At 39.2% G+C, this 25,144-nt stretch carries 23 protein-coding genes and 3 pseudogenes; 17 read left to right on the top strand and 9 right to left on the bottom strand.

The window, feature by feature from the left end; genetic code table 11:
* Positions 1–19: 19 nt before the first annotated feature.
* Genes JJN12_RS12155 through JJN12_RS12145 form a run of 4 tightly spaced genes read right to left on the bottom strand, consistent with a single transcriptional unit; the run spans position 20 to position 1,950 of the window.
* Entirely contained in the window at positions 20–862 is an 843-nt protein-coding gene (locus JJN12_RS12155) for a DUF6892 domain-containing protein (RefSeq protein WP_208429939.1), read from the bottom strand.
* 25 nt (positions 863–887) lie between these two features.
* Positions 888–1,061 (bottom strand): N-acetyltransferase, encoded by a 174-nt coding sequence (locus JJN12_RS14660; protein WP_328706823.1) that lies wholly within the window; start codon positions 1,059–1,061, stop codon positions 888–890.
* An 11-nt stretch (positions 1,062–1,072) separates the two neighbouring features.
* Complete coding sequence (locus JJN12_RS14290) at positions 1,073–1,390, bottom strand: hypothetical protein (protein ID WP_236013785.1); 318 nt, start codon at positions 1,388–1,390, stop codon at positions 1,073–1,075.
* A gap of 17 nt (positions 1,391–1,407) precedes the next feature.
* The gene (locus JJN12_RS12145; protein ID WP_208429938.1) at positions 1,408–1,950 is read right to left on the bottom strand and encodes a DUF1697 domain-containing protein; all 543 of its coding nucleotides are present in this window, start codon (positions 1,948–1,950) and stop codon (positions 1,408–1,410) included.
* 385 nt (positions 1,951–2,335) lie between these two features.
* On the opposite strand from JJN12_RS12145, the pseudogene JJN12_RS12140 reads away from it, so the two are divergent.
* Positions 2,336–2,798: pseudogene (locus tag JJN12_RS12140) on the top strand (integrase core domain-containing protein); the annotation flags it as partial.
* A 267-nt stretch (positions 2,799–3,065) separates the two neighbouring features.
* On the opposite strand, the gene JJN12_RS12135 reads toward JJN12_RS12140, so the two are convergent.
* From JJN12_RS12135 to JJN12_RS12120, 4 genes are read right to left on the bottom strand one after another with little or no spacing between them, the layout of a single operon-like run.
* Positions 3,066–4,103 carry a hypothetical protein gene (locus tag JJN12_RS12135; protein WP_208429937.1) on the bottom strand — a complete coding sequence of 346 codons (1,038 nt, stop codon included), beginning with the start codon at positions 4,101–4,103 and terminating at the stop codon, positions 3,066–3,068.
* Between the two features lie 12 nt (positions 4,104–4,115).
* Entirely contained in the window at positions 4,116–7,364 is a 3,249-nt protein-coding gene (locus JJN12_RS12130) for a helicase-related protein (RefSeq protein WP_208429936.1), read from the bottom strand.
* A complete protein-coding gene (locus JJN12_RS12125; protein WP_208429935.1) occupies positions 7,357–9,192 on the bottom strand; it encodes a hypothetical protein in 1,836 nt (611 codons plus the stop codon). The genes JJN12_RS12130 and JJN12_RS12125 overlap by 8 nt, the downstream gene beginning before the upstream one ends.
* Positions 9,176–10,393 (bottom strand): DUF6361 family protein, encoded by a 1,218-nt coding sequence (locus tag JJN12_RS12120; RefSeq protein WP_208429934.1) that lies wholly within the window; start codon positions 10,391–10,393, stop codon positions 9,176–9,178. The genes JJN12_RS12125 and JJN12_RS12120 overlap by 17 nt, the downstream gene beginning before the upstream one ends.
* Before the next feature lie 155 nt (positions 10,394–10,548).
* Between JJN12_RS12120 and JJN12_RS14775 the strand changes: the two are divergent.
* From JJN12_RS14775 to JJN12_RS12100, 6 genes and pseudogenes are all read left to right on the top strand, one after another.
* Positions 10,549–10,745, top strand: a pseudogene (locus JJN12_RS14775) (transposase); the annotation flags it as partial.
* Between the two features lie 49 nt (positions 10,746–10,794).
* Positions 10,795–11,037: pseudogene (locus JJN12_RS14655) on the top strand (transposase); the annotation flags it as partial.
* 365 nt (positions 11,038–11,402) lie between these two features.
* Positions 11,403–11,873 (top strand): GNAT family N-acetyltransferase, encoded by a 471-nt coding sequence (locus JJN12_RS12115; RefSeq protein WP_208429933.1) that lies wholly within the window; start codon positions 11,403–11,405, stop codon positions 11,871–11,873.
* Between the two features lie 127 nt (positions 11,874–12,000).
* Positions 12,001–12,636, top strand: coding sequence for a hypothetical protein (locus JJN12_RS12110; protein WP_208429932.1), 636 nt, complete (start codon positions 12,001–12,003; stop codon positions 12,634–12,636).
* Positions 12,637–12,773: 137 nt separating this feature from the next.
* On the top strand, positions 12,774–13,934 hold the full coding sequence (locus JJN12_RS12105; RefSeq protein ID WP_208429931.1) for a CapA family protein: 1,161 nt from the start codon (positions 12,774–12,776) through the stop codon (positions 13,932–13,934).
* 76 nt (positions 13,935–14,010) lie between these two features.
* Entirely contained in the window at positions 14,011–14,268 is a 258-nt protein-coding gene (locus JJN12_RS12100; RefSeq protein WP_208429930.1) for a glutaredoxin domain-containing protein, read from the top strand.
* Between the two features lie 163 nt (positions 14,269–14,431).
* On the opposite strand, the gene JJN12_RS12095 is transcribed toward JJN12_RS12100, so the two are convergent.
* On the bottom strand, positions 14,432–15,010 hold the full coding sequence (locus JJN12_RS12095; protein ID WP_208429929.1) for a hypothetical protein: 579 nt from the start codon (positions 15,008–15,010) through the stop codon (positions 14,432–14,434).
* A gap of 297 nt (positions 15,011–15,307) precedes the next feature.
* Here JJN12_RS12095 and JJN12_RS12090 point away from each other — a divergent pair, with 297 nt between their 5' ends.
* The 10 genes from JJN12_RS12090 (at position 15,308) to JJN12_RS12045 (ending at position 25,008) form a co-directional block, all read left to right on the top strand.
* Positions 15,308–16,579 carry an IS110 family RNA-guided transposase gene (locus JJN12_RS12090; protein ID WP_208427912.1) on the top strand — a complete coding sequence of 424 codons (1,272 nt, stop codon included), beginning with the start codon at positions 15,308–15,310 and terminating at the stop codon, positions 16,577–16,579.
* Between the two features lie 456 nt (positions 16,580–17,035).
* Positions 17,036–17,929, top strand: coding sequence for a DUF7916 family protein (locus JJN12_RS12085; RefSeq protein ID WP_208429928.1), 894 nt, complete (start codon positions 17,036–17,038; stop codon positions 17,927–17,929).
* A 227-nt stretch (positions 17,930–18,156) separates the two neighbouring features.
* A complete protein-coding gene (locus JJN12_RS12080; RefSeq protein ID WP_208429927.1) occupies positions 18,157–18,963 on the top strand; it encodes a hypothetical protein in 807 nt (268 codons plus the stop codon).
* Positions 18,964–19,276: 313 nt separating this feature from the next.
* Positions 19,277–20,584: a 3-phosphoshikimate 1-carboxyvinyltransferase gene (aroA, locus tag JJN12_RS12075; protein ID WP_208429926.1), complete on the top strand. Its 1,308-nt coding sequence runs from the start codon at positions 19,277–19,279 to the stop codon at positions 20,582–20,584.
* 27 nt (positions 20,585–20,611) lie between these two features.
* Positions 20,612–21,337: an NAD-dependent protein deacylase gene (locus JJN12_RS12070; RefSeq protein WP_208429925.1), complete on the top strand. Its 726-nt coding sequence runs from the start codon at positions 20,612–20,614 to the stop codon at positions 21,335–21,337.
* 57 nt (positions 21,338–21,394) lie between these two features.
* Complete coding sequence (locus tag JJN12_RS12065) at positions 21,395–22,114, top strand: M48 family metallopeptidase (RefSeq protein WP_208429924.1); 720 nt, start codon at positions 21,395–21,397, stop codon at positions 22,112–22,114.
* A gap of 19 nt (positions 22,115–22,133) precedes the next feature.
* On the top strand, positions 22,134–22,871 hold the full coding sequence (locus JJN12_RS12060) for a response regulator transcription factor (RefSeq protein WP_208429923.1): 738 nt from the start codon (positions 22,134–22,136) through the stop codon (positions 22,869–22,871).
* Between the two features lie 6 nt (positions 22,872–22,877).
* On the top strand, positions 22,878–24,089 hold the full coding sequence (locus JJN12_RS12055) for a 6-phosphofructokinase (RefSeq protein WP_208429922.1): 1,212 nt from the start codon (positions 22,878–22,880) through the stop codon (positions 24,087–24,089).
* A 471-nt stretch (positions 24,090–24,560) separates the two neighbouring features.
* The gene (locus JJN12_RS12050; protein ID WP_236013783.1) at positions 24,561–24,734 is read left to right on the top strand and encodes a hypothetical protein; all 174 of its coding nucleotides are present in this window, start codon (positions 24,561–24,563) and stop codon (positions 24,732–24,734) included.
* On the top strand, positions 24,721–25,008 hold the full coding sequence (locus JJN12_RS12045; protein ID WP_208429920.1) for a type II toxin-antitoxin system PemK/MazF family toxin: 288 nt from the start codon (positions 24,721–24,723) through the stop codon (positions 25,006–25,008). Before JJN12_RS12050 ends, JJN12_RS12045 begins: the two co-directional genes overlap by 14 nt.
* The last annotated feature ends 136 nt before the right edge of the window (positions 25,009–25,144 follow it).

The raw sequence follows: 25,144 nt of genomic DNA, 5'->3' as shown, positions 1-25,144 counted from the left end.
TACCTCACTATTTCTTATATTATAATAATTCCACCTTAATACCTGCTGCATCGAATATCTTCTTTATTTTATCAAAATCATCCGTCAGAATGGTTGCTTCAGTTAGATTTGGAAATTGTCTAAGCTCCGTGAGGCTTACATCATTCAAATCAAAATACCCGTCCTCGCCGTCCCACTGCGGAATGATATTCATATACACTTCATTGCCGCCATCCATGTAAAATGATCCGACTTCTTTTGCTAAGCTCTTAGGTATCTGCAAGTTCTTAAAATACTCAAGTGCAGGCTCAATTACAGTATCACTTTCTGTGTCAATCTCTTTACCCTTATACTCTTTTGCAAATTCATAAATATCAAACTCAGGTTGTAATACATTTAAGTCATACATCAACTCTTGTATGATTGCAAGCTTAAAATTAAAATTGTCAAACTGAAGATAGCCTTCTTCCATATCATTATAAAAATCTTCACTATATTTCTCATTCGCCTTGTTTTTTTCTATAGCCTTAATAATCTTTTCTGCTTCAGATTTGATATATTTATTCTTATCTAAAATAGCAGATATTAAAGGATATATTATAACTAAAAAGACTATAACCACTCCTATATATACAATACCAATATAATAATTTTTTCCGGCATTCTCTCCAGAAATGTAATTAATTAATCCTACTATAAAATCAAATATCATTTTACCACACATCACTAACAGCGAAATACAACCCAATGCTGACATCCAAAAAAATTCAGTCATCATCTCCCTTGCTGCCTTGTCACATATATTCATTTTTTCTTCCATGCTTATTAGTTCAGCATTGGGGATACCTCTAAACCATTTTTCTGCTCTTTTTTCTCTTGTCATTAACCTTCTCCTTTTATATTATAATTCAAATTATTTTCCCTAAAACCACGGCTACTCCATGTTCATCTTCCTTTTCAATTCCGGTCTCAGCAAACCCGCATTTCCGCCAAAATCTACTGCTTTGAGGGTTTCCCTTCATATAGGCAAGCCTCACTTTTACATATCCTTCTCGCTTAAAAACGGTTAAGGCTTCATCAATTATAGAACTGCCTATTCCTTTCCCGACTCTTTAATATCCACCATAAATAATCCTATGAAAATAGTGTCCTCTTGTGGGAAAGATACGATATAATCCATCACTGTCACTAGCTGATTATCATTAAAAAATCCCAGATAAAACTTATCATTTAATCTCTTCCCCGGTGGTAGTGCCCTCAAATCATTGAGTACAGATTCGATGCTTGGTTTTGGTGGACAATACTCAAAATATAATGGATTTCCAGATAACAAATTAAAAATAATTGGCGCATCCTCTTCTCTCATTTTTTTGACTTTGTATTTTGTAGATAGTATACTAAAATCAAACATAAATACCTCCATATACACTATTCACTTTCAAGAATTTCTGCTATCCTTTCAAATGTATTACCATTTCTGATTGTAATTTTTTTATAAAAATCTTGTTTCATCAATTTCTTATGGTAGGATGTTTTCAGGTATTCTGACTCATTATATTTTCCCCAAAATACCGCACATTTTCCAACATATACTATTTCATTATAAAAAACAATTTTATCTAAAAAATCAAGAACGCTTGTTTTGTCTAAATCACTTGAAAAGAATAAAATATCTCTTCTTGCCAAATCCTCATTCCACCAATCAGGTAGTTTTTCTCTTTCTTTTAAATACTCTTCTTTGGTGAGTAAGGCAAATGGAATAGAAAAATCGCAGTTAGTTTCTAATAAATACCTTATATTACTGACACAACTTTTCTGGTCCTCCTCGCTATCAAAAAACAAATTTCCACTGTTTATGTAGGAAATAACATTCTTAAACCCTGAATTTTTCAAAAGTTCTTTGAAGTCACTCATAGACACCTTATTCTTCCCACCTACATTTATTCCACGCAGTAAAAGTATATATCTCAAATAATTACCTCCGCAAATTCTAATTTGTCGAGTTATATAAACTGCCCTAAGTGACGCTCCGAATGATAACATTTCAGACTCGCTCCGGCATCCGCTTCGCTCCGCCTAACGCGCTCGCTTAGAATTTATCATTCGTAGCTGGTACCTTAAATTTATGCAAATAAACATTGCTAAAGCCAAATTAAAGATAGCCCCTACCTTCTGCGCCCCCATGTGGTTGATGTGATTCTTTAATAAAATCATAGAAATCAGCTCCGTTTTTGCGTTGCTCAGAGGCGCATTGCGAAGCAGCTAAGCCTATGAGCAATGCAAAAAGGTAGGAGCGTCACTTAGATTACAAACAATCACATCAGCCCTACAACTCCCAGTTTATACATAGCTTCCGTTCCTTGCTGATGAAACCTACATTAAGATTCGTGGAATTAAAGGCTATATCTGGTTCATCATGGATGCCGCCAAACGTTCCATCATCGGTTACCGAATATCCGAAAAAATGTAAAATAAACTTTGATATCACTCAGGTTATTGGACTTACCAACGACGATGTTGTCTCCAAAGCGTTCCGTCCTTATAAACAGATGATTGAGAGACTCAACCGAACTTATAAACAGTCTTACAGACCTTCCAACGGTTTTGATAACATCGATGGTGCCAACTATGACCTATCCCTTTGGGTTGCCTACTACAACTTCCTTCGCCCACATAAACATGCTGGCTATAAAGTTTTAAACAAAGTAGACAAACTAGAAGATGCTTCTAACATGCCTGGTAAATGGCAACTACTAATATTCCTAGGGCAACAACAAATATTAAAAATGCAACAGGCCAAAGGCTCTAACTGTTCTTAGATTCTGAGCCAGAGGTAAGAAAACAGCCACCGCGCAAGCGGCTTGCCCTTGATGGCTCATAAAAGAACTGCTACACTGCTGTAAGTGACGGAGAAGAACTAACTGTTCTCATCATCTTCGCCGTCGGTAATGACCTTCCAGCAGTTCTTGTTGTGCTGTCAAGGGTGGCGTACTGCTAAAACAGCCTAAAATATTTACAGTTTTCAAGGTATGAAAGTGCTTTTTTTCTTAATAACGTTTTTTCATATTTTAGTTGACACTATCCATTTATATTGTTAATGCGCCATTCAACACAGGCAGGTCATCAACTCTTATAGCGTTGATTTTGCAGAAATGGTCGAGAAATTCCTTTGCCAGTTTCTCGTCCTTCGCTCCTGCTTTTACTTTCCAAATATCATAAAGAATACTTGCAGCTTGAATATCAGAAATGTATCTATGTAACCCCTGACCCCAAGCCACCTTTTCAGGAGAGTTTTCATTATGATAGTAATTCCAAAACAAGATTTTCTTTGCCTCTTTCTGCGTAAGACTTATCTTGTATTTCGATGAAGTGGTCACATAACCCTCATCACGATTATCACCTTCATAGGCTTCATCCACAAGGAACACGCCGAAAACAAATCTGTCAGCTTCCGGAGTATACGGCTCTCTCGATGTTAAAATCGCCAAGCTGTTAATTTGAACTTTGCTCAGCTTCATCGGCTTCTGCTTGTTTTCTCCGGTAAGCACAAATCCGGCAAAAGCTGCCCAGTTCCTGAGCATTTGGCTTTCATAACATACAAATCCGCCGTCATCGTTTTGCTCATCTAAGGTTTCACGGTCAATGATACCGTCATAATACTGACTGCAAGGAGCTTTCTCATTACAGCACCAACTATGTCGTGCCACCTCGATGTTGTATCCTATCAGTTCATCGCTGCAAGCACACAAATACCCGATTCCATTTTGCTCTTTCCCACCATCGCAGTAATTACATTTGAAAGCGATGTTTTCTTTCGGATAGTTTTTCTTTTTTCCATTCCGAGTATTCACAACCGGAACGGAGTGAGAGATTTCTTCAATTTTCTGTTGCCGTTCCTGTTGTTTCAAGATTTCCTGCTGCTTTTTGTGAGCAATTTCTTCTTCGATTTGACCCTGCATACTCGTATCTTCACATTTCAGGAACTTCTCAAATGCGTCCGGATAGACGAACTGCTTCTCGCCAATCGGAAAACTGATTTTAATGTAGTTTTCTTTTTGCTCTGTAACAGTTCCTATACCCCAAGAGATATGCTTAACGGAACAGTTCATAAGGTTCATATTCATCGCACTCCTTCCTTAGTGATTCTTATAATACGGACTCAGATTTATAAAGTAGTTCTTCATATCCTCCAGGTCATCACAATTCTTAAAAATGTACTCTAACAGTTCTTCCTGACGAGCCTGTCCTAATGTAAGACGATAGAGTGAAAGTATTTTGATAAGTCTTTCGTATGCCAGCTCATCTCTGCTGAACGGGTACATCGGAACAATTCGCTCAATCCTTACCATATCTTCCTTTTCGGTAAGTCCCCAAAATGGAATCAGGTCTGAACCCTCGCCACCATTTTCGACCTTTGCCGCTTCTTCAAACATTTCTTTCCAAATGTTCTTTGTGAACGGAACTGTACCGTATCGCTTGGCAATATTCTGTCGGATAGCCAAACACTCAAAGCGGTTTATTCTTCCTTCTCGCTGCTCCAAATCAATCGGGTTATACGGCAGATTCCAATGAACAATTCGTCGGCAGTAGTTGTGGAAGTCCAATCCCTCCTGTCCAATAGAGGTGGACGCCAACACAAACGGTCTGAACGGAGAGTTGAACGCATTTCTTATTACTTTTTTTCGGTCTGCGTCTTTCTCTTTTCCATCGCCCTTTGTAAAGGCAACCGCAAAGTGAGAACGAAGTGCCATGGCTTTATCCTTTCCTCCATTAGCTCTTGCCTTAAAACTGTTAAAAGTATCTACAGTATAAATCGTTGTTCTAACATCCATTGATGTTGCAATGGAATGATGTAGATTATCGATTAAATTGTTATCAGCGTCCAAGCCGTTTGTAATCAGATGAGCGTACTCATCAAACATTGCTTGCAGATTTCCTTGCTTGCAGTAGGTAAGGAGATTCTGCCAATGAGCGTCATCCGACTTCTTTCCGCAAGCCAATTCTATCGTAGCGGTAGATTCCGCAGTATTCATTCTGTTGATAAAAATTTTGGCTATCTGACTTGGCAGAAAGCTCGGAAAAGATTCACCCTTTTTACAATAGGTCTGATAGTTTCGGTTAATTACAATCGCAGGAGAAGCGATTGCCATATCAGTCAGTACATCTAAAAGGTCATCCGGCTTTTTGCCGAGATTGCACTTTCTTCCGTAATCCGTTTCATAATAAAGCTCTTTAAGTGCTTGTAAATGGGTAAGAAAACCTTTCTGTCGTTTGGTCTTTTCATCTTCATCATCATAAGAGGTTAATTCGCTGTCGCTGTTCAGCCAAGTAGTAACATACCCAGCTCCGTCAAGTAAGAATGGAGCGATATAATACCAGCGTTTATCCTGCACACCCGAAGTCGTAGTTTCGTATTTTGCAAGTTTATCTGCTATCTTACCCTTGATTTCTTTCTCAATTTCCCTAAGTGTAAGTCCTCTATTTATACAATCAATCGGGTCATAACATCTTGAAAGTAACTGCGACGGATACATCAAGCAAAATAAGGTCATTGCGTTTGGCATTCCATTGCTTACCGAAAAACTCAATCGAGCAGAAGGATAACGCTTTTCTCCGTTATAGAAATAATGTGCTTCTTTATCCTCATTTGCCTTTGCCAGTTTTCCAACCGTTTTTCTTTCTGCTTCGTAAGACAATAAGCCTGCAATCATTCGGGGAACCATTTCCCACGATGAGAACACAAGTGTTTTGGAAAAATCAGATACATTCTTAAATACACCCTGCAGCTGATAATATGGACGTGCCGGAGGAACCCACAAGAGAAGCTCCGCATTGTCTTTAAATGTATGTGACATCACTCTGTCAAGTCGGGCATTATTATTCGGCACTTTATCATATCGATCAAGTGTTCTTCTCTTAAGCCAAAAAGTATCTTTATTCACTTTGTTGATTTCATCAGGATGTTCAGCAAAGTATTTTTCAATATGGCGCTTCAACTGATAGTCACGCATAAAGGACATCAGATACGGAGTTGATTTTACATAATCAACCGGAACATTAAACGAAGCTCCTATATCCTCAAGTAACTTTTGTGCCTGAACATAGGACTTAATATCCTGCTCCATAACACTAAGCGGAGCTGCAACATCTTGGTCATCAATTATATCCGCATTTTCTGACGCTGAAATACGTTCGGTTCTGCAAATGTGCTGATACATTGCGTCCTCCGCAGCATTTTTCGCAGACAGAACGGTTGTATCTCCATCGGACAATTCTTTCAGTTTTACGGAGTAATCACTCCATACCGTCTTAAACTCAGCTTTCTCATTTTCCGATATGTTAAGGAAGTTCATTACATCAAAGAACTCAGAGTAATGCTCATCGACCTGTGTTTCGTCTATTTCCTCAAGGGTTGAATACATCTTATACGGTGTTGCCGAAAGCAGAAGCATTCTGACCTTACTGGAATTAAAGAACTTATTTGCAAGCATACCCGTTTCTGTGTCCGAGTCCGAGTTTATCAGATATTTGAACCTCTGAAATTCGTCCATTATTACAAGGTCAGGTTCAAGTTTGTCTAAGCTGATTTTTGCAAAAATCACTCTCAGCTTGCCGATAACAGCATTGTTATTTTGCTGCTTATATCCGTTGCTTTTAATCTGCTTGCACATTGAGATTATCATATCAAGAACGTTATTCTTACCGTCCGCCTGCATATTCAGCTCTGCCGATAATTTCTCCAACATATACGCAAGGTACTTTCCACCGGAAGTTTTATCGCATTCTTTTACCTGTGTTTCATACCAATCTCTTGCCCAACCATCCCAAGCACTAACCGCATAATCCTCCATAGCAACTTCCAATGCTTTTCGATACATTGAAAGCTCCGGCATTCTTCTTAAAATTGCGTATATCAATGCTCTTTCCGATACTGTACCCGCACCGGAAGTCATTCGGAAAGATGTATCAGGAGTAAGAGGAATAAGCTGTATGTAACGGTTGAGTAGCTCTGTGTCATTTTCCTGCTTAAAAATATTCAAATGCTGCATAGACAAGCGGGAGGAACTTGTGCTTTCCGTTTTCAGCTCACTCGTAATTCTGAGTTTGTTTAGGTTCTGTTCTGCTATCGAAGCATTGGAACAAACATAAACTACCTTGACGAGATTATCTCCGGACTCCTTCTGCAATTTCGCAAGTTTTGCTATCGTACCACGTGCGATCAGGGTCTTTCCAAGACCTACTTCGTCCGATACTAAAACACGTATTTGTCCTGCACGATACAATTCATCAATACGATTAACGGTGGCTCTTTGAAAATCTTTCAGTCCAGCCATAATTCGTTTTTCAATTTCATCTAACTGACCTGCAACATTTACATCAGCCATCCAGTTTCACCGCCTTTTTAAATGTGGTATACAGTTCTTCAAAATTCTCCGGAATAACACCGTCCAAAGATATTGCTTTCACTAAGTAATCTATCTCTTTAAATTTTTCCGGAGCTGTTGCTGCCGTCTGGAGCATTTTCTCATACAGAGCCGGCAGGCGGGCAGCCGAATTTGAATGATTCATTATGGAACTCTCTGCGGATGAAGCAGCTTCCAAAGCTCCCAACGCATAGATGTCGCCAAGAAGAAATGCAATATATCTGTAAAAGCATTCTTTGTCCTTAACAACACTTGATACGACTGCTTTTTCTCTATCTTCCGGCAATCCTTCCGTCGGAATAATAATGATTCGCTCAACTGTCCTTTTCCCGTAGCTTACAGAAATCTTATAAAACTCTGAGAGCTGCGTTAATGCTAAGGACTTAAACAATATATTTTCCGATATTATTTCGGTTTTATTAGAAAGCAGAGGTGAGATACTGACTTTGTATTCTGCTTCAATCATATCAGGAAAGCAAACCGACAAATCAAAGTATTCGCCGTTCGGGATAACTCTTGCGGTCGGCTTTAATCGGTTTATCTCTTTTATGTAGCTATCAAGCAAATTCTGCTTTTCTTCTTCCTCGTCCACGGCAATCTCACTTGTAAGAAAAACCTCTTGAAAAGGATTTGATGGGTTATCCTCTGAACCATTAAATAATGCTTCGGAGAGTTTTGTCATATTTAAATAACGGTTCTTGCTTTTCAGCAACATCATAAATTCGATATTACCGAACATAGCATTATGCGACGCATTAAGCGAACCTAAATACAGATAGGAGTCGGAATTTTTACGCACCATATACACTTTGGCATGAATATCCTGCTTCTGTACCTGCTGTTCATCTTCTGAAATGGCGGACTCTCCATCTACAACAGCGTCCTTCATTGTGAAAATTCTAAAATTTCTGCAATCCTCAGCATTTAATTTACCAAGCGACATTGCTCTTGTGAACAACATATAATCCGTGTGGTTGATATATGCATTTCTTTCCTTAAATTCACGGATTACAGAGTTGCTGAGGAACGGCGACATAACCAAAACCTCGTGACAGGAATCATTAAACAGCGGATTAAACGGCTCATCCTCTGTTGAGTGGAATCCGCCGTTACTGTTCTTAATTCCAACAGGAAGAAATTCAAAATCGTCAAATTCTCTTGAGTTCAAATCAAAATGAACAAATGGCAGTTCACGCTGAATTGCTCTTATCTTTTTCTGTTTTGCTTTTGCATTTTCATCGGTAGGCAACTGATCGACAAGATACGACAAGAAATCTCCGACAGGAGCTGTTTTCAAAGTCTTTCTGCCATTTACTTTACCATCCATACAAAAGGTTATATCCCAGCTTCTGTCGAATGTCAGGTTTCTGCTCAGCACAACCACTCTATACAAAGGATTGTTCTGCTCATCGGCATATCTAAGTAGCCAAAATTTCGGATGAAACGAAGGGAACTTTGCAATTCCTCTACGCTTTGCTGTATTTACCTGAAATACCATTTTTTCAAGTAAGATATATAGTGGTGTAACACTATTCGGAGCGTGAATCTGTCCACCCTCACAAAACAGGACGACTTTATCTCCGGTCGCTCTTAATGCTTCCAAAAGGCAAATCGGATTTTTCATCAAATCGCTGTCAGTTTCCTCAGATAAGCCGAGAGCAATGCAAGCACCGACAAGAGCATCCAAATCAAGCGAGTATGTTGTTCCTATCGCAAAATCAAGTCTATATTTGTCCGGAGGTGCAAGGACCTGACCGTAATCTAATCTGTCATTATTTGGATTTAACATCAGTCTTACCCTCGCTTTCAAAAATATCTCTGACTATCGTTCTTGCATTGAAGAAACGATAATCAAGCTCTCCACCGCCAATCCACTCATTAACATCAAATTCTCCCGGATGTGTGGTCTTGGCTCTGTTTGTACCCTTAAGCTGTACCTCTCGATTGTTAATACACTTTTTGAGTCCTTCAATATCTCCAACAATCATCAGATCCTGCGACTGCTTCAAGAACTTTTTGAGAAGCGGATTCGTAAACACTTCGAGCTTATTCAGAATGAAATCAACATCTATATCCGCAAGCTCTTTAAGTTCAGGTTTTAACCTTTCCAATTCATCATTGGCTGCTTCATTCTGTCCATCCGAAATGATGATGTTATAAACGGTACGAATTACATAAATGAAGTCAGATAAGGCAAGGGCAAGCCAATAATCCTGCTGCACAGCTTCAGGGAATTTATCTATCATTGCCCCTAAATCTCTAAATGATTCACAATCAAGAAATTCAGTTATACCCATTTCAAGAACACAAGCAAGCAAACTGCCCTTGCAATTTTCTATAATCTGTTCTTGCAATAATTCCGCTTCAGCTTTTGTGAGGTTTATAGACAGATTCTCCATCCACTTATCGAAATACAAGGGCATTTTCCAAAACTGCATTTTGAATAAGTCGCCAGCGTTTTTATCATCGCACTCATTTTCTTCTGCATTATCCTTTCTATTTCCGAGCTTTTTGAGAGTAGTCTTTTTGTCTTTCATAGCACAGGAAATCCTTATGTACTCCGAAAGTGATAAGCTACCTCCGGTAAAAATACCATACCGTTTCAGACCTGCCCAATAAATATCCGCAGGAGTTCTCTTAACCCATCCACCGGACTGTAATGAACGCTTTCCGATAATACCGTTTTCATTACTGTTCTGTTCAAGGAATGTCTGTCCGCAGGTCTTTTCGATAGCGTCCAATGCTCTGAAAGTCCGATTTGGATTTGTTTCCGTAGTTCTCTCCAACAACTTCAAAGCATACGGAACAATAAAGAAGTATTTGGCTCTCGTTTGGATGGTCGTTGTACCCGGAAAAAAGAGGTTGGAAAAGCCATCTCTAACAGGTGCAATACCAAGCTCATCCAAAGTACCGCTTTCTGAAAGCAAATCTAAAACGCTAAGTATTTTGCTTCGTTCTGTTTTTGAAAAGTCTATCCAACCTAATTCCATATCCTTGTCTCCTAATTTGCGTATGGTAGTGTCAAAAGACACCCCTTGTTTTCTTATAAAATCTTTATTTTCAGGGGTTTCACAAATAAAGAAGCAATTCCCCCTTTTTAAGGTATAATGTTAATCCCAAACCAACATAACCACAAAAGAGTTAATTGCTCGTAAACATTATACTTTATTTACTTCAAATCATTCAATACCAATATAAATAATTAGCCAACTTTTAAATTTCATCTGTAGATATATTCCACTCAAGCAGTGGAACTTCGATGATTCTCACTCTCCGAAGTACCAAAAATTCAAGGTTGATGAACTCCCTAGAATTATATCCTTCGAACAGGACTGGAAGTGGAATGATCTTATTCCTTACTGCGAAAAACAGCTCATGCATTACACGAAATAAACAGTCTTACAGACCTTCCAACGGCTTTGATAACATCGACGGTGCCAACTATGACCTATCCCTTTGGGTTGCCTATTACAACTTTCTTCGCCCACATGAACATGCTGGCTATAAAGTTTTAAACAAAGTAGAAAAACTCGAAGGTGCTTCTAACATGCCTGGTAAATGGCAACTACTAATATTCCTAGGGCAACAACGAATATTAAAAATGCAACAGGCCAAAGGCTCTAACTGTTCTTAGATTCTGAGCCAGAAGTAAGAAAACAGCCACCCCCACCGGCCCCTCTTGTGGCTGATGTGATTTTTCACAAATCATAGAAATCAGCTCCGTTTTTGCGTTGCTCAGAGGCGCATTGCGAAGCAGCTAAGCCTATGAGCAATGCAAAAAGGTAGGAGCGTCACTTAGATTACAAACAATCACATCAGCCCTACAAATTAGAATTTTTTAAGAACTTTCCAACATTATACCATTTTAGCTATGTATTTTCCACTATCGGGACTTTACAGTTGTAATATCTGCCTTTTAACTTGCAAAAATACTGAAATTATACTAACATTAAATTCAACTGCAATTAAGAACAAAACGAAAAGCGAGGTTAAGGTAAAATGCAAATTAGAAGAGCAAAAGAAAAAGACATATCTAAAGTAATAGAATTATTAAATCAGGTATTAGAGCTTCATGCCACAATTCGCCCTGATATTTTTGTTTCAGGTACAACAAAATATACAGAAGCAGAATTGACTGAGATTTTCAAGGATAATACAAAACCTGTCTATGTTGCAGTTAATGAAGATGATATGGTTATTGGATATGTATTTTGTGTAATTAGAGAGACTTCGGCGTCAAATAACATGAAACCACATAGAAATATTTTCATAGATGACCTCTGTGTGGATAAGATAGCACAGGGACAAAAAGTAGGTCAGAGACTGTTTGAATTTGTAAAGGGAGAGGCTAAGAAAATGAACTGTTATGAAATAATATTAAATGTTTGGGAAGGAAATGATAATGCCATGAAATTCTATCAAAAAATGGGAATGAAAACAAGAGCAACATTGATGGAGATTATAATATAATAAAAACCTATTTAATTGTTAGCTGTATTTGCCTATATTGAAAGTGAACTTTCATATAGGCAACATAAGCTAACAATTTACTGAGGTATATTTTTAGAAAAATTATAGATCCTGAAAAGAGAATACCATGAAATATACAAAAGAAGTACTGGATGAAGCCTTAGAGGGCTTACGTAACGAAGATGTAAAAGAGCGCAGGGCTGCCGCTACTGTTTTTATGAAGGCTGCCTGTGCAGAACTTGGTACAGCTAACACTAAGCCTGTAAAAGAGTGGTTTGTATCGAATATAGAGGATTATATTACTGCAATAAAAGATGAAACAGACAGTGAGAATATCTGGCGGCATCTCTACACTACCCAGCAGTTTTGCGCAAGGTACATCCAAGGGTCTTATTTATTTATAATAAACTCTGAAATAATAACAGAAGAAAATGAAAAAAATGTTGAAGAAAAAGCCAAAGAATATGTGAATTCCTTGCGTAAAATACAGAAGAATCCTAAGGTGTTACAGGGGATTGCATCGTTTTTCTGGGTATATGAAGAGAGCTTTGTATGGGATATTTTTACGGAAGTACTTAAGAAGAAAAAAGATAAGCTGACCTTATCACATATAGGGATAGCCATAAGGCAATGCCGTAAACTGTCGGAGGAAAATGGTAGAAACACCTATATTTCAGATGAACAGAGAAAGAATTTGCTTGAAGTATTAGAGAAACAGAATGTATTAAAGAATGAAGCAGAGATGCTTAGGGATTGGAAGTAGATTTAAAAATGCCGGTTAAGGGGTATAATTTGAAAAAATGTAAAATTATACCCCCTTAACCTAAGAAATTTGATGGGGAAGTATCCATAAATATAAAGATAATTGAACAAGTAAATTGGATAATAAAGGAGTATAGCATGAAGGATAAGACATCCCTCGTATTCACAGGGGATATCGGGTTTGATAAATATATGGATGGAAAATGGGATGATGAGGAGCTGATTTCAAGTGAAGTGCTTGATTTTTTACATAGCGGAAATCACATAATAGCCAATGTGGAAGGGGCTTTGATAGATAGCGCCTCACTTGGGGATACTACAGGTGTAGGACAGCTTCTTCATTCTATGAATCCAAAGGCAGTTAAGGTGCTTGACAGGATGAGGGCAGATATCTGGAATATTTGCAATAACCATATCATGGATGCAGGCGAGGCGGGTGTGAGTGAGACACTTAGGCTTGCCAGGCTACACGGTGCAAAGACCATAGGAGCAGGCATGAATATAGACGAAGCTTCAAAACCGCTTATACTGGATGAAGCTGGTGGAATAGGCCTTATAAGCGTGGGATACAGAAGAGGCTGTAAGCCTGCGGATGTAGATAAGGCTGGCTGCTTTATGTGGCATGAAATGGAAATGATAGAGGAGAAAATAAAAGAAGTTAAGAAAAGCTGCCGCTGGTGTGTAATGGTAGTTCACGGTGGTGAGGAATTTACCTCGCTTCCTTCTCCCTACACAAGAAAGAGGTACCTTAAATACCTTGAAATGGGGGCTGACATTGTGGTATCCCATCACCCGCACGTGCCAATGAATTATGAAAAGGTCGGAGATAAAATCATTTTCTATTCGCTAGGAAACTTCATCTTCGATACGGATTACCAGAGGGCTCAGTTTAATACAGAGTTTGGACTGCTTATAAAGCTTAATTTTACGAAAGACAATTACACTTGGGAAGCCTTTGGACTTAGGATTGACAGGGAGTGTGAGAGGGTTGTAAAGGAGAAGCTCCCTAGGATATTTGAAAATGTGGAGGAAGAAGAATACAACCTCCTTGCACCTCTTGCAGCTAAGATGCTGGTTGCGGCTTATAAGAGGCAGCAGATTTATTTTAAGCCTGAATATAAGGATGCAGATGATAGGATGTGGAGAGAGAATTTCTTTAACCCTAAAAGGAGTGGCAGAGTCGAGGGAGAGGGACTTGATTTCTTTATTATGTGCCCGCTTGCAGATAAGGCAGAGACAGGTGAATGGAAGAAGTCAAAGCTTGAGAAGGTTAAGGAGTATATATTGGAGCAGATTTAAAATATTTATACTTGCATTTTCTTATTAACAATGCTACAATTAAGTTGTAAACAATCTAATTTAAGGAGGACTATTTATGATAATGATGTATGGAACCGACCTTTGCCCTGACTGCGTTGCAGCAAAGAAGGCACTTGAGGAGAACGGAATTGAGTACAAATATATCAATATAACTGAAAGCCTTGGCTCAATGAAGCAGTTTTTAAAGCTTAGAGATACAAGGGACGAATTTAAGAACATAAGAGGTGGCGGAAGTATTGGAATTCCTGCCCTTGTTGTAAGTCCTACAGAGTTAACTCTTGACTGGGAAGGTTATATAAGCAGTAAAAAGTAATTAAATAAGACTAAATTAAAGGGGCTGTGCAATAAGAAAAAGTACAACAAGATACAGTAGATTTATCATCAAATTATCACTGTATTTCGTGTATATTACTCTTAATGCGACAGCCCATTTTTATTGAAAACATTAAGTATAAATTTCTTGTGAATAGAGGTCATTACAGCAGTCCACAAAGCACCCCTGCGTCCTCGTATTCTAAGCCACTAAGCAGAGGCTTACAGGTGAGAAGAACTTCCTTTGAATAGTAGTAAAAGCTGTAAAATAAGTCATCCGGGAAGACATTGTCATCTTCATAACGGAGCTCGTCCGCCTCTTCATCATAGACTTCAGACCATAAATACTCTTCTTTTAGTAAATCTAAAAAATGAGGCAAAGGCTCGGCGTGTTCAAGCATATTTCCATCATTCACAGCTTCTGCAACTTCTACAAAGAGCTCAAGCAATTCCTTTGCAAGATAGTCTGCTATGCTATTACTCTGCCTTTTAATAAGGGCATCCTTAAAAATCCTCACAAGAAAAATAAGGGCGAAAGGTGTTGAATGCCAAAGGGTAGACTGGTGTGATATATTAATAGCCAGAAGCTCACCAGCCTCCTCCATAGCCTTGATATCCTTTAGTTCTGATAAAATCCTCAGATATTCCGGGAAATCAGTTGCTCTGCCATAAGCTGTAGTCAGCCTGTGCCAAGGTATTTCATCTATTTTCACTGTTTGTATAAAGCTATTGTTATCAGTCATATTTTTTACCATTCCTTTCGCTTCGCTCAAGGCACAAACAAGTTATGAAAAAATGTTGTGCCTTTCCTCGCTTTGTCTTATAATATCTATATAGGATAGCAATATACTACAGAGCACGGGAGGAGGAGTGGCGAATTTATTTTCGACCCCGTATATTTATATGTGCCGTCATCCTTACAAGCACAAACAAGTGGGACATTGAGCCCGGACTCTTATCATTGGTAATAAACCATGTTTATTCAGTCGCAGGATGACAGTCAATGTTGCTATCCTTTTTTTATAAAGGTGGTGATACTTATGATGAAGTTAAAATACTCCATCTGCTGTGGGCTTGATGTCCACAAAAATGTTATCGTTGCAACCATCGTAATCACAAATGCTGATGGAATCTCTGAGTACAAGCAAAAATCATTTTCTACTTTCAACTCAGATATTAGAAAATTTCACAGCTGGCTAATCGAGAATAATTGTTATCATGTATGTATGGAATCCACTGGGAAATATTGGATTCCTATTTTTAATTATCTCGAGAATGACATAGAAGTCTGCCTTACCCATCCTAAATATGTCAAAGCCATCAAGGGAAAGAAAACTGATAAAAAAGACTCCAAATGGATTGCTGACCTCTACAAATTCGACCTTGTCAGATGCTCGTTCATTCCCCCTAAAGACTTCAGACAGCTGCGTGAAATCGCAAGATACCGTTTCAAACTGGTATGTATGAAATCTTCTGAGAAAAACCGCATACAAAACTGCATGACTGTTTCCAATGTCGGCATTGCCAGTGTACTGTCTGATCCTTTTGGCAAAACAGCCACAGAAATCATGTCGTATCTTCTTACACATACTTCTGATTCCATTGATGAAAAAGCTGTCCGCAGACTCATTAAAAAAGGGGCAAAAGCTAAATCCGATGAAATCATTGAGGCAATCAGGGGGTATAACATAGAATCTGATCAGGCTAAAAAGCTTGAACTTGCCCGCAGCCATCTGGAGTATCTTGATGGCATGATTACTCAATCTGAAGTTGAGCTTTATGTAAGGATGAAGCCTTACTACAAGTTCGTTGAACTTGTTTCTACAATGCCTGGGATGACCGAACTAAGTTCAACAATCGTTCTTGCCGAAACAGGCGTAGATATGAGCATCTTTGATGACGCAAAGCATCTGTGCTCATGGTGTGGGCTTTCACCTACTAACAATGAGTCAGCCGGTAAAAAGAAGTCTGTGCGGATTTCAAAAGCAGGAGATTACTTAAAGCCTATGATGGTACAATGTGCGCTTGCAGCAATCAAGAGCAAAAAGCAGACCTATTTTGCAATCAAATATGGTCGAGTTAAAAAACGCCGTGGTCATAAGAAAGCAATCATTGCCATAGCACGAATGATGATAGTATGCATTTATCACATGGTTTCAGAAGAAAAACCGTTTAATCCTATTGATTATGAAGAACTTATGTCTCCGAAAAATCAAATAGAGCGTGTGATTCTAAATGAAAACAATGTCTTTGCTTATCTTGAAAGCCTTGGTTATGATAGCTCAAAGTTAGTAAAACGCAACGATAACTAACATTTATTTATATAGTTACCAATTTTAGGGATCTTGCGACCCCTTATATAAGTGCGCCCAAAAATATAAGTTATTTTTCACTCTTCCTCCACAATCTTAGTATAGTAAAACAATTACGAAGATTTCAATTGTTTGGTAATTCACCGACAGTCAAAGACATAAAAGAGTTTATTCTTCTAACTATGGAGAATAAGGAGTCTATGACTATTTGTATAATAATTAGAGATTAATGGGCGAATTATTTCTATCATCATTGATTATACTTTAGACAAAATGTTTTTTCAAACAAAATCTAAGTTTTCCCTATTCTTGACTTAGAACATATCGAGTGCTATCCTTTCTTTATGTGCATTGTCTAAGCCATACAGCAGAAGCGCTAAAAGTGTAAGAGAGGCGAAAGTCTGCTTGAAAGAAAACTTTTATACTTTTGACACCATAATAGTCATAGGAGAAAAAATGAAAAAGAGATTGTTAAGCTGCACTGCCAGTGATATTAGGAAAATGTCGGCTTCTGATTTGAAAAATTCAATCATAGCAAGTGAAAGCAGAACCATACTTGGAGAAACAGTTGTTACTGCGGCTCCGCTTTTTGAAGATGTTACCAATGCCGAGGTGATGTCTGCATTTGGAGCAGATTTACTTTTATTAAATGAATATGATGTGTTTACAAAATATATCAACGGACTTGATGAGGCTGAGCCAATTAAGTATATTAAGCATTTGACAGGGAAGCCTGTAGGTATAAACTTAGAACCTGTGGAAGAAAATGTGGACAGTGTGGAAGATTTGATTACACTTCCTGCCGGCAGAAGGGCTACGAAGGAAGCCTTTGAAGAGGCGGCGAGGCAGGGAGTAGACTTCATCCTGCTCACGGGCAACCCGGCTACAGGAGTGTCAAACGCAGGGATTATGGCTTCTATCGAGGTGGCGAAGAAGTATTTTAACGGGCTTGTATTTGCCGGGAAAATGCATGCTGCAGGGCTTTCTGAGAAAATACTCTCTGAGGAAGTTATACTTGGGTTTATGGATAGGGGTGCTGACGGGGTGCTTATACCCGCAGTGGGAACTGCTCCGGGCATAGGTGAGGCTGAATCTTCTGCCATAGTAGCCAAGGTAAAGGCTAGGGGCGGAATTACCATAAGTGCTGTAGGTACAAGTCAGGAAAGTGCGGATGCAGACACCATCCGGCAGATAGGACTTTGCAATAAAAGGATAGGCTTTGATGTGCACCATCTTGGAGATGGTGGCTATGGCAGGGTACCTGATCCAGACAACCTTATGGCTCTTTCGATATGCATAAGGGGAAAGAGACATACCTATATGAAGATGAGCCGTTCCTTAAATAGGTAAAGTGAAGGGTTCCTCCTGAATAGTAAATCTCTAAATTAACTATATATGTGGATACAAGGTAGATTGATACCAATATTTAGTGGTTTATTTTAAATAGTTTGATTAATGTGCAGATTTTAAAAAAGTTCAAGAATTTTAAAGAAAATCTTTGCAATTATGAGAAATCTATGCTATAATGGAAATATGTATATATTTTTAAATGTCACAATTCAAGGAGGGTAGTGACTATGGCAATTGAAGGCATAAACACAGGAAGTGGATATAGCGGGTACGTCGGTGGTAAAGGAATAGGTTCTTTAAGTCGTGAAAGTATCAGTAAAACATCCGGTAATTCCGTATCTGCCGGTAATGGAGCCGGCGGTGTAAGTGGTGGCTTAGGCGTGAGCAGTGAGCCACTGGAGAATCAGGTCGCAGTTTCGCCGGACGGAGACACCGTTCAGATTAGCAAGAAGGCTGTGGCTAAGTATGACGCGGCAAGTGAAGCCAAAAAGAGCGAAAAGCTTGACGAGAATGAGCAAAAGGAGGCCTTGGGTAACGTTAGGCAGAATAAGGCTGAGCTAAAGGCCGAGCAGTCGCAAAATGCCCGCAAGGCAGAAAAAGCCAAGTCTGAAAAAAGGAATGCAGCCCTTAAAGAACTGGCTCAAAAAGAGCAGAAAAGGGAAGCCGAAAAGTCAGAAGACAAAGAGGATGTTTCTTTTACAGGCAAGTCAGACTCTGATATTAAGAGGCTTTATCTTGAAGGCGAGATATCAAAGAATGACTATGACTCAGAAATGAAGGTCAGGGAAAAACTGCGTGAAGTACTTGCAAAGAGGAATGAAGATGCTATAAAGATGGCTGCCGAAAGAAATAGCATAGCTAAGAAGCTTGAAAGATTTGCTGAGAGCATAAAGGCTGCATTTTCAGATACAACAGCCAAGACCTTTGATGCAGGAGTAAGGCTTGATGCAATTGATATAGCTGAAGGTACGAAGAAGGAAAGGGATGAGGCTTCAAAGTCCGATAAAAAGGAAGTGAAGTTTGTATATAACTAGGATTAGTGCGTCAAAATACATGACAATTATGTTCGGGATAATACATACCCATCAGGTTAAGATTTGCCTGATGGGTTATTTTAAAATACAATTGCAGGAAAAGCTAATATAAGGCTATAATGTATTTAATTGATACAAGTGTCAAAAAATTTATTATCTTTTGGCATCAATATCTTTAGATAAAAGCGTGCAAAATTCAATTGCGGCTTGCAGTAGAAGAGTACATTTTCTATATGAAAAGGCGTAAGAAGTGAATTTTGTGGGGAAGAGAAGACTAAGAATAATTAGGGGAATTACTTGATAGGGTGAGAATATGGATAAATATAGAGTTAGGTGCATTTTTGACAAGATAGACCGAAATAAGACCATAAGGGTGAAGGTTCCGGGCTCAAAGAGTATAACCAACAGGGCTCTCCTTATAGCGGCTCTTGCTGAAGGGGAGACCATTCTTAAAGGTGCTCTTTTTTCAAATGATGCCAAAAATATGCTTGCCTGTCTCAGCATTCTTGGCATAAAAATGGAGATAGATGAAGAAAATGAAACTATTACCGTACAGGGCTGTGGAGGAAGGCTTCCTGTTAGAGAAGCCTCTGTAAATGTAGGCAGTGCGGGGACAGCAGCCAGATTTCTTACAGCTCTCTTGGCATTTAGCGCAGGTGTATATCACTTAGATGCTTCCGAGCAGATGAAAAAGCGCCCTATGAAGCCGCTTTTAGATGCCCTTATAAAGCTGGGTGCTCTTATAAGCTATGATGAGGCAGAGGGACATTTTCCGTTTACCATAGACTCAAGAGCCGTAAAAGGTGGTGAAATAAGCCTTGATACAGGTATCAGCAGTCAGTTTCTAAGCGCGGTAGTAATGACAGGATTTTTACTGCCTGATGGGCTAAAGGTAAATATAGCAGGAGGTAGAGAAAGCCTGCCATATGTGGACATGACAGCGAAGGTGATGGAAAGCTTTTCTATGAAGCCTCAGGTAGTTTGTGAAAATGGTGCGGTATCGTATATATTAAAAGATGGCGATACCTATAAGGGAAGAGAATACGAGATTGAGCCTGATGTATCTGCGGCCTGCTATTTTTATGCGATGGCTGAAATCCTTGGGTGCAGGGCTCAGGTAAAAAATGTACATTTAGACAGCATTCAGGGGGATATAGAGTTTGTAAAACTTCTGACTAAAATGGGGGCAAAACTTCAGGATGAAGAGGATGGAATTATAATTACAGGCGCCAAAAGCGGTTCTTATGCTGGAATTGAAGCAAATCTTAACAGCTTTTCAGACCAAAGCCTCACCCTTGCGGCAGTTAGCGCATTTGCAAAAAGTCCGACAAAGATAACCGGTATAGCCCATATCCGTATGCAGGAGTCAGACCGCCTCCTTGCTATAAAAAATGAACTGGAAAAGCTTGGAATTAGGGCTGTTATGGGGGATGGTGAGATAAGCATTTTCCCGGAAGAAATGAATGAAAACGAAGTTTATATAGAGACCTATGATGACCACCGCGTGGCTATGGCTTTTGCGCTTGTGGGGCTAAGAAGAGCTGGTGTAATAATTAAAAATCCGGATTGCTCGGCGAAAACTTTTAAGGATTATTTTAAGGTCTTAGACGAAATCGGATAATAATTGCAAATAAGGGAGGTGCCGACTATGTATGAGAAAGAAATTGAAGAACTTCAGAAAATAATAGACGACAGTAGTAGAATAGTATTCTTTGGAGGAGCGGGAGTGTCTACGGAGAGTGGAATACCTGACTTTAGAAGTGCTGACGGGCTTTATCATCAGGAGTATAAGTATTCTCCCGAGCAGATTATAAGCCATAGCTTTTTTCTAAGATACCCGGAGGCATTCTATGAGTTTTATAAGGATAAGATGATGTATCTAGATGCAAAGCCTAACCCTGCCCACCTTAAGCTCGCCGAACTTGAGAGGGCAGGCAGGCTATTAGCTGTAGTAACTCAGAATATAGACGGACTTCACCAGCAGGCAGGCAGTAAGAAGGTCTATGAGTTACATGGAAGCATACATAGGAATTATTGTATGAAATGCGGTAAATTCTACGATGCAGACTTTATAAAAAACTCTGACGGAGTTCCACATTGTGAGTGTGGTGGCATCGTAAAGCCTGATGTAGTCCTGTATGAAGAAGGACTTGACCAAAATGTAACCCAAAGGGCTGTTATGGCGATTTCAATGGCTGACACCCTCATTATAGGAGGGACTTCTTTGGTCGTATACCCGGCAGCAGGCTTTGTGGATTATTTTCACGGAAAGCACCTTGTGGTGATAAATAAGTCAGAGACCGGAAAAAATGTAAATGCTAAGCTGACAATCAATGCTCCAATTGGGGAGATAATGAAGGGGATAAGGGTATAATATTAATGCATTTATAAACTTTCTATGGTAGAATAAAAGCCGTAGGAGATTTGAGATATGAGTGTTGAAGTTAGGAAAATACGGCTTGGTGTGAAAGAGTATGACTACACCCTGGAAAGAAAAACCGTAAAGAATATAAATCTAAGGGTGAAACCCAGTGAGATTATCTATGTATCTGCCAATAAAAGAGTTCCTGTGGATGTGATTGAAGGATTTATAAAAAGCAAAGAAGAGTTCATACTGGAAGCTTTTAAGAGATTTGAGAAAAATGGGGAAAATGCGGAAAATAACAGAGAAATAAGTTATAATACGGGAGATGAAATAAATTATTTTGGGAAAAATCTAAGCCTAAAGGTCGTGCAATCACCTAAAGAAAGCGTGAAAGCAAGCAGTGAGTACATTTATATCTTTGTAAAAGATGTAAATGACAGGGAGAGAAAAGAACGCCTGCTAAAGAAATGGGAGTTAACCTTCGCAAAAGAAGTATTTACGAAGATGGTGGACTTTTGTTATCCTGATTTCAAGGAAATGGGAGTTGCATATCCCAGCATCAGCATAAGGAAGATGACCAGCAGATGGGGCTCCTGCAAGCCAAAGGGAGGCAAAATTACCCTGAACCTTGAGCTTATTCACAAACCCAAGGAATGTCTCCGGTATGTGGTAGTTCACGAAATGGCTCATTTCATACACCCCAACCATTCCAGTGACTTTTGGAGGGTTGTAGGAAATATTATGCCTGATTATAAAAAGAGAAGAGATGTGCTAAATGGCAGATAATACAGTGAGGAGAAAAGTAATGTCTGAGAAACAAAAGATACTTATAGTGGACGATGATGAGGATATATCTGAGCTTATATCGCTCTATCTCGTGAAAGAATGCTACGATACAAAGAGGGCAGAAGACGGAGAGGTGGCTCTTACCCTGTTTAAGGAGTACCAGCCTGACCTCATCCTGCTAGACCTTATGCTTCCGGGAAAGGATGGCTATGATGTATGCAGGGAGATTAGGAAAACCTCGAAGGTGCCTATTATTATGCTGTCTGCAAAGGGAGAAATCTTTGACAAGGTGCTTGGACTCGAGCTTGGTGCGGATGACTATATGATTAAGCCCTTTGACTCAAAAGAGCTTGTAGCAAGGGTAAAGGCTGTACTTAGGAGATTTAGTGCAGATACAGGAGCCGGTAACGACAATAATGCTACTACAGGAGTAGAAGAAGATGCGAACATTAACAGAGTACGCTATGCGGATTTGGAAATAAACCTAACCAATTATTCTGTTACTTACTATGATAAAAGGGTGGATATGCCGCCTAAGGAGCTGGAGCTATTTTATTTTCTCGCATCTCACCCAAATCAGGTATTTACAAGGGAACAGCTCCTTGACAGGATCTGGGGCTATGAGTACATAGGCGATACCAGAACAGTAGATGTCCATGTGAAAAGGCTTAGAAAGAAGATTAATGACCATACAGAATGGAGGCTTTCTACAGTTTGGGGCGTGGGATACAAGTTTGAGACATTGACAAGGAGTTAAGGTAGAATGAAGAATCTTATAGTAGCCCAGTCAGGTGGGCCAACAGCTGCAATAAATGCGACTCTCACAGGGGTAATAAGGGAGTGGTGCAAGGAAAATAAGGGAGCTAAGGTATATGGCTCAAGATTTGGAGTAGAGGGAATACTAAAGGAAAATATCATTGATTTGACAGGGCTTTCAGAGGATGATTTGGACAAGCTCATGCGTACTCCTGCTTCAGCTCTTGGCTCCTGCCGTTACAGGCTTTCAGACCCAAAGGAAGATGAGACTGACTTTAAGAGGGTTGTGGAAGTGTTTAGAAAATACGACATAGGGCATTTTGTCTACATAGGTGGAAATGACTCGATGGACACAGTTTACAGGCTTTCGGAGTATTTTAACGAAAATAAAATAACAGATATTACTGTAAATGGCGCTCCTAAGACCATAGACAATGACTTAAATGGTATAGACCACTGCCCGGGCTTTGGCTCCACTGCAAAATACATAGCTACTGTGTGCCACGAGCTTGCAAGGGAAGTAAAGGTCTATGATAGGGAAAACATCCTTATAGTCGAGATTATGGGAAGAAATGCAGGCTGGCTTACAGCCGCTGCGGCACTTGCGGCTGAAAAGGACAGCGAGGTTCCCTATCTCATTTACTTAAGCGAGGTCACCCTTTCTGTAGACAAATTTGTGGCTGACCTTAAGGAAGTGATGAAGAAGTCAAAGAATGTAATCGTTGCCCTAAGCGAGGGTACGGTTATAGAGCAGGGTGGCAAGAATCACGCAGATGAAGATGGTGAAGTGGATGCCTTTGGACATAAGCAGCTTGCAGGAAATGGAAGGATACTTGAGAAAGTGCTAAAAGATGAGCTTAAATACAAGGCAAGATACATAGAACTAAGCCTTGTACAGCGCTGTGCATCGCACTGCCTCAGTGAGACCGATATAAGAGAGTCAGAAGAGCTTGGAAGAGTGGCGGTAAGACTTGGCCGTGAGGGGCTGTCAGGAAAGATGGCAAGGCTTATAAGGGTTTCTGATGAGCCTTACAAGGTGGAATATTCATCAGTTGACATAGCAGAAGTTGCTAATCTTGAAAAGAAGGTTCCTCTTCAGTGGATAAATGAGGCTCACAATGGAGTTACAGAGGAGATGATGAAGTATCTAAGGCCTTTAGTCCAGGGAGAAATGAGCTGCAGATATAAGGATGGGGTGCCTGATTATCTGATTTTGTGATTTGAGATGGCTAATGTGATTTTTTGTATTATTAAGTGACGCTCCTACCTTTTTGCATTGCTCATAGGCTTAGCTGCTTCGCAATGCGCCTCTGAGCAACGCAAAAACGGAGCTGATTTCTATAATTTTATTAAAGAATCACATCAGCCACATGGGGGCGGGTGGGAGTAGCTGCCTTTAATTTGGTATTCGGGTTGCTATTTGCATAATTTTAAGGTGCCAGCCCCGAATGATAAATTCTAAGCTCTCGCTTAGGCGAAGCGAAGCGGATGCCGCAGCGAAATGTTATCATTCGGAGCGTCACTTAGTTGATTTACAGTGGCACTGCGACTTAAAATTTCTAACTTTATTATTCATTATACAACCAGCTTGTAATATCCACAATATCATGCGGTACCACACATTGACACTATTACTTTCTAAAAGTATAATATATCTATATTTGCGTGAATACTATTGGAAGGAGATCTTATGGATAAAATAAAGACAGTTGAAGATTTTAAGAAATTTCTAAACAACAATCGTGATAAGCTCCTTGATTTAGCAGTAAACATTAAAGACTTGCCCCCTGATGACGAGTGGATTCAAGATGATGAGTGGGACAAGGTATATAAGAATGAGGTTATAACAAATGGGAAAGTATAGTATTGGTGATGTTTGGTGGGTACAGTTTCCATATTCAGATATAAATGAAGTCAAGAGAAGACCTGCTATAGTGATTGATGATAATACAATTGCTATCCTTGCGATGTATGTTACCACTAAGGATAAGTCTACTAATCCATATAGTATCCCAATTGATGATTGGGAAGCTGCTGGCTTAAAAGAGAATCATGGACTAGAATTGATAAAATTGTTAGCATTGATGAATATAACATTGTTTGTAAGATTGGTTCATTATCACAGAGGGATCTTGTAAAAATCCTTCAACTTGTTAAGGAAGTGTTATCTAATACTTTACATGAATTTTCTCTCTTAGCGATTAAAAATCCAGATAATAAATACTTACAAGTATATGACAACAGATGGCAAGCTTGGTTGTTTCCGTATATAAA

The organism is Catonella massiliensis, from assembly GCF_016651435.1.
Lineage (GTDB): Bacteria > Bacillota > Clostridia > Lachnospirales > Lachnospiraceae > Catonella > Catonella massiliensis.
Note: the sequence above shows the minus strand (reverse complement) of the source record. Positions and strands in the feature narration are given on the sequence as shown.

Excerpts from the sequence above, each read along its gene's own strand:
- JJN12_RS12085 (WP_208429928.1), top strand. The coding sequence starts at position 17,036 with ATGAAAAAGAGATTGTTAAGCTGCACTGCCAGTGATATTAGGAAAATG.
- JJN12_RS12130 (WP_208429936.1), bottom strand. The coding sequence starts at position 7,364 with ATGGCTGATGTAAATGTTGCAGGTCAGTTAGATGAAATTGAAAAACGA.
- JJN12_RS12045 (WP_208429920.1), top strand. The coding sequence starts at position 24,721 with ATGGGAAAGTATAGTATTGGTGATGTTTGGTGGGTACAGTTTCCATAT.
- JJN12_RS12060 (WP_208429923.1), top strand. The coding sequence starts at position 22,134 with ATGTCTGAGAAACAAAAGATACTTATAGTGGACGATGATGAGGATATA.
- JJN12_RS12090 (WP_208427912.1), top strand. The coding sequence starts at position 15,308 with ATGATGAAGTTAAAATACTCCATCTGCTGTGGGCTTGATGTCCACAAA.
- aroA (WP_208429926.1), top strand. The coding sequence starts at position 19,277 with ATGGATAAATATAGAGTTAGGTGCATTTTTGACAAGATAGACCGAAAT.
- JJN12_RS14290 (WP_236013785.1), bottom strand. The coding sequence starts at position 1,390 with ATGTTTGATTTTAGTATACTATCTACAAAATACAAAGTCAAAAAAATG.
- JJN12_RS12135 (WP_208429937.1), bottom strand. The coding sequence starts at position 4,103 with ATGAATATGAACCTTATGAACTGTTCCGTTAAGCATATCTCTTGGGGT.
- JJN12_RS12065 (WP_208429924.1), top strand. The coding sequence starts at position 21,395 with ATGAGTGTTGAAGTTAGGAAAATACGGCTTGGTGTGAAAGAGTATGAC.
- JJN12_RS12125 (WP_208429935.1), bottom strand. The coding sequence starts at position 9,192 with ATGTTAAATCCAAATAATGACAGATTAGATTACGGTCAGGTCCTTGCA.
- JJN12_RS12095 (WP_208429929.1), bottom strand. The coding sequence starts at position 15,010 with ATGACTGATAACAATAGCTTTATACAAACAGTGAAAATAGATGAAATA.
- JJN12_RS12080 (WP_208429927.1), top strand. The coding sequence starts at position 18,157 with ATGGCAATTGAAGGCATAAACACAGGAAGTGGATATAGCGGGTACGTC.
- JJN12_RS12055 (WP_208429922.1), top strand. The coding sequence starts at position 22,878 with ATGAAGAATCTTATAGTAGCCCAGTCAGGTGGGCCAACAGCTGCAATA.
- JJN12_RS12070 (WP_208429925.1), top strand. The coding sequence starts at position 20,612 with ATGTATGAGAAAGAAATTGAAGAACTTCAGAAAATAATAGACGACAGT.
- JJN12_RS12100 (WP_208429930.1), top strand. The coding sequence starts at position 14,011 with ATGATAATGATGTATGGAACCGACCTTTGCCCTGACTGCGTTGCAGCA.
- JJN12_RS12050 (WP_236013783.1), top strand. The coding sequence starts at position 24,561 with ATGGATAAAATAAAGACAGTTGAAGATTTTAAGAAATTTCTAAACAAC.
- JJN12_RS12110 (WP_208429932.1), top strand. The coding sequence starts at position 12,001 with ATGAAATATACAAAAGAAGTACTGGATGAAGCCTTAGAGGGCTTACGT.
- JJN12_RS12155 (WP_208429939.1), bottom strand. The coding sequence starts at position 862 with ATGACAAGAGAAAAAAGAGCAGAAAAATGGTTTAGAGGTATCCCCAAT.
- JJN12_RS12105 (WP_208429931.1), top strand. The coding sequence starts at position 12,774 with ATGAAGGATAAGACATCCCTCGTATTCACAGGGGATATCGGGTTTGAT.
- JJN12_RS12115 (WP_208429933.1), top strand. The coding sequence starts at position 11,403 with ATGCAAATTAGAAGAGCAAAAGAAAAAGACATATCTAAAGTAATAGAA.
- JJN12_RS12120 (WP_208429934.1), bottom strand. The coding sequence starts at position 10,393 with ATGGAATTAGGTTGGATAGACTTTTCAAAAACAGAACGAAGCAAAATA.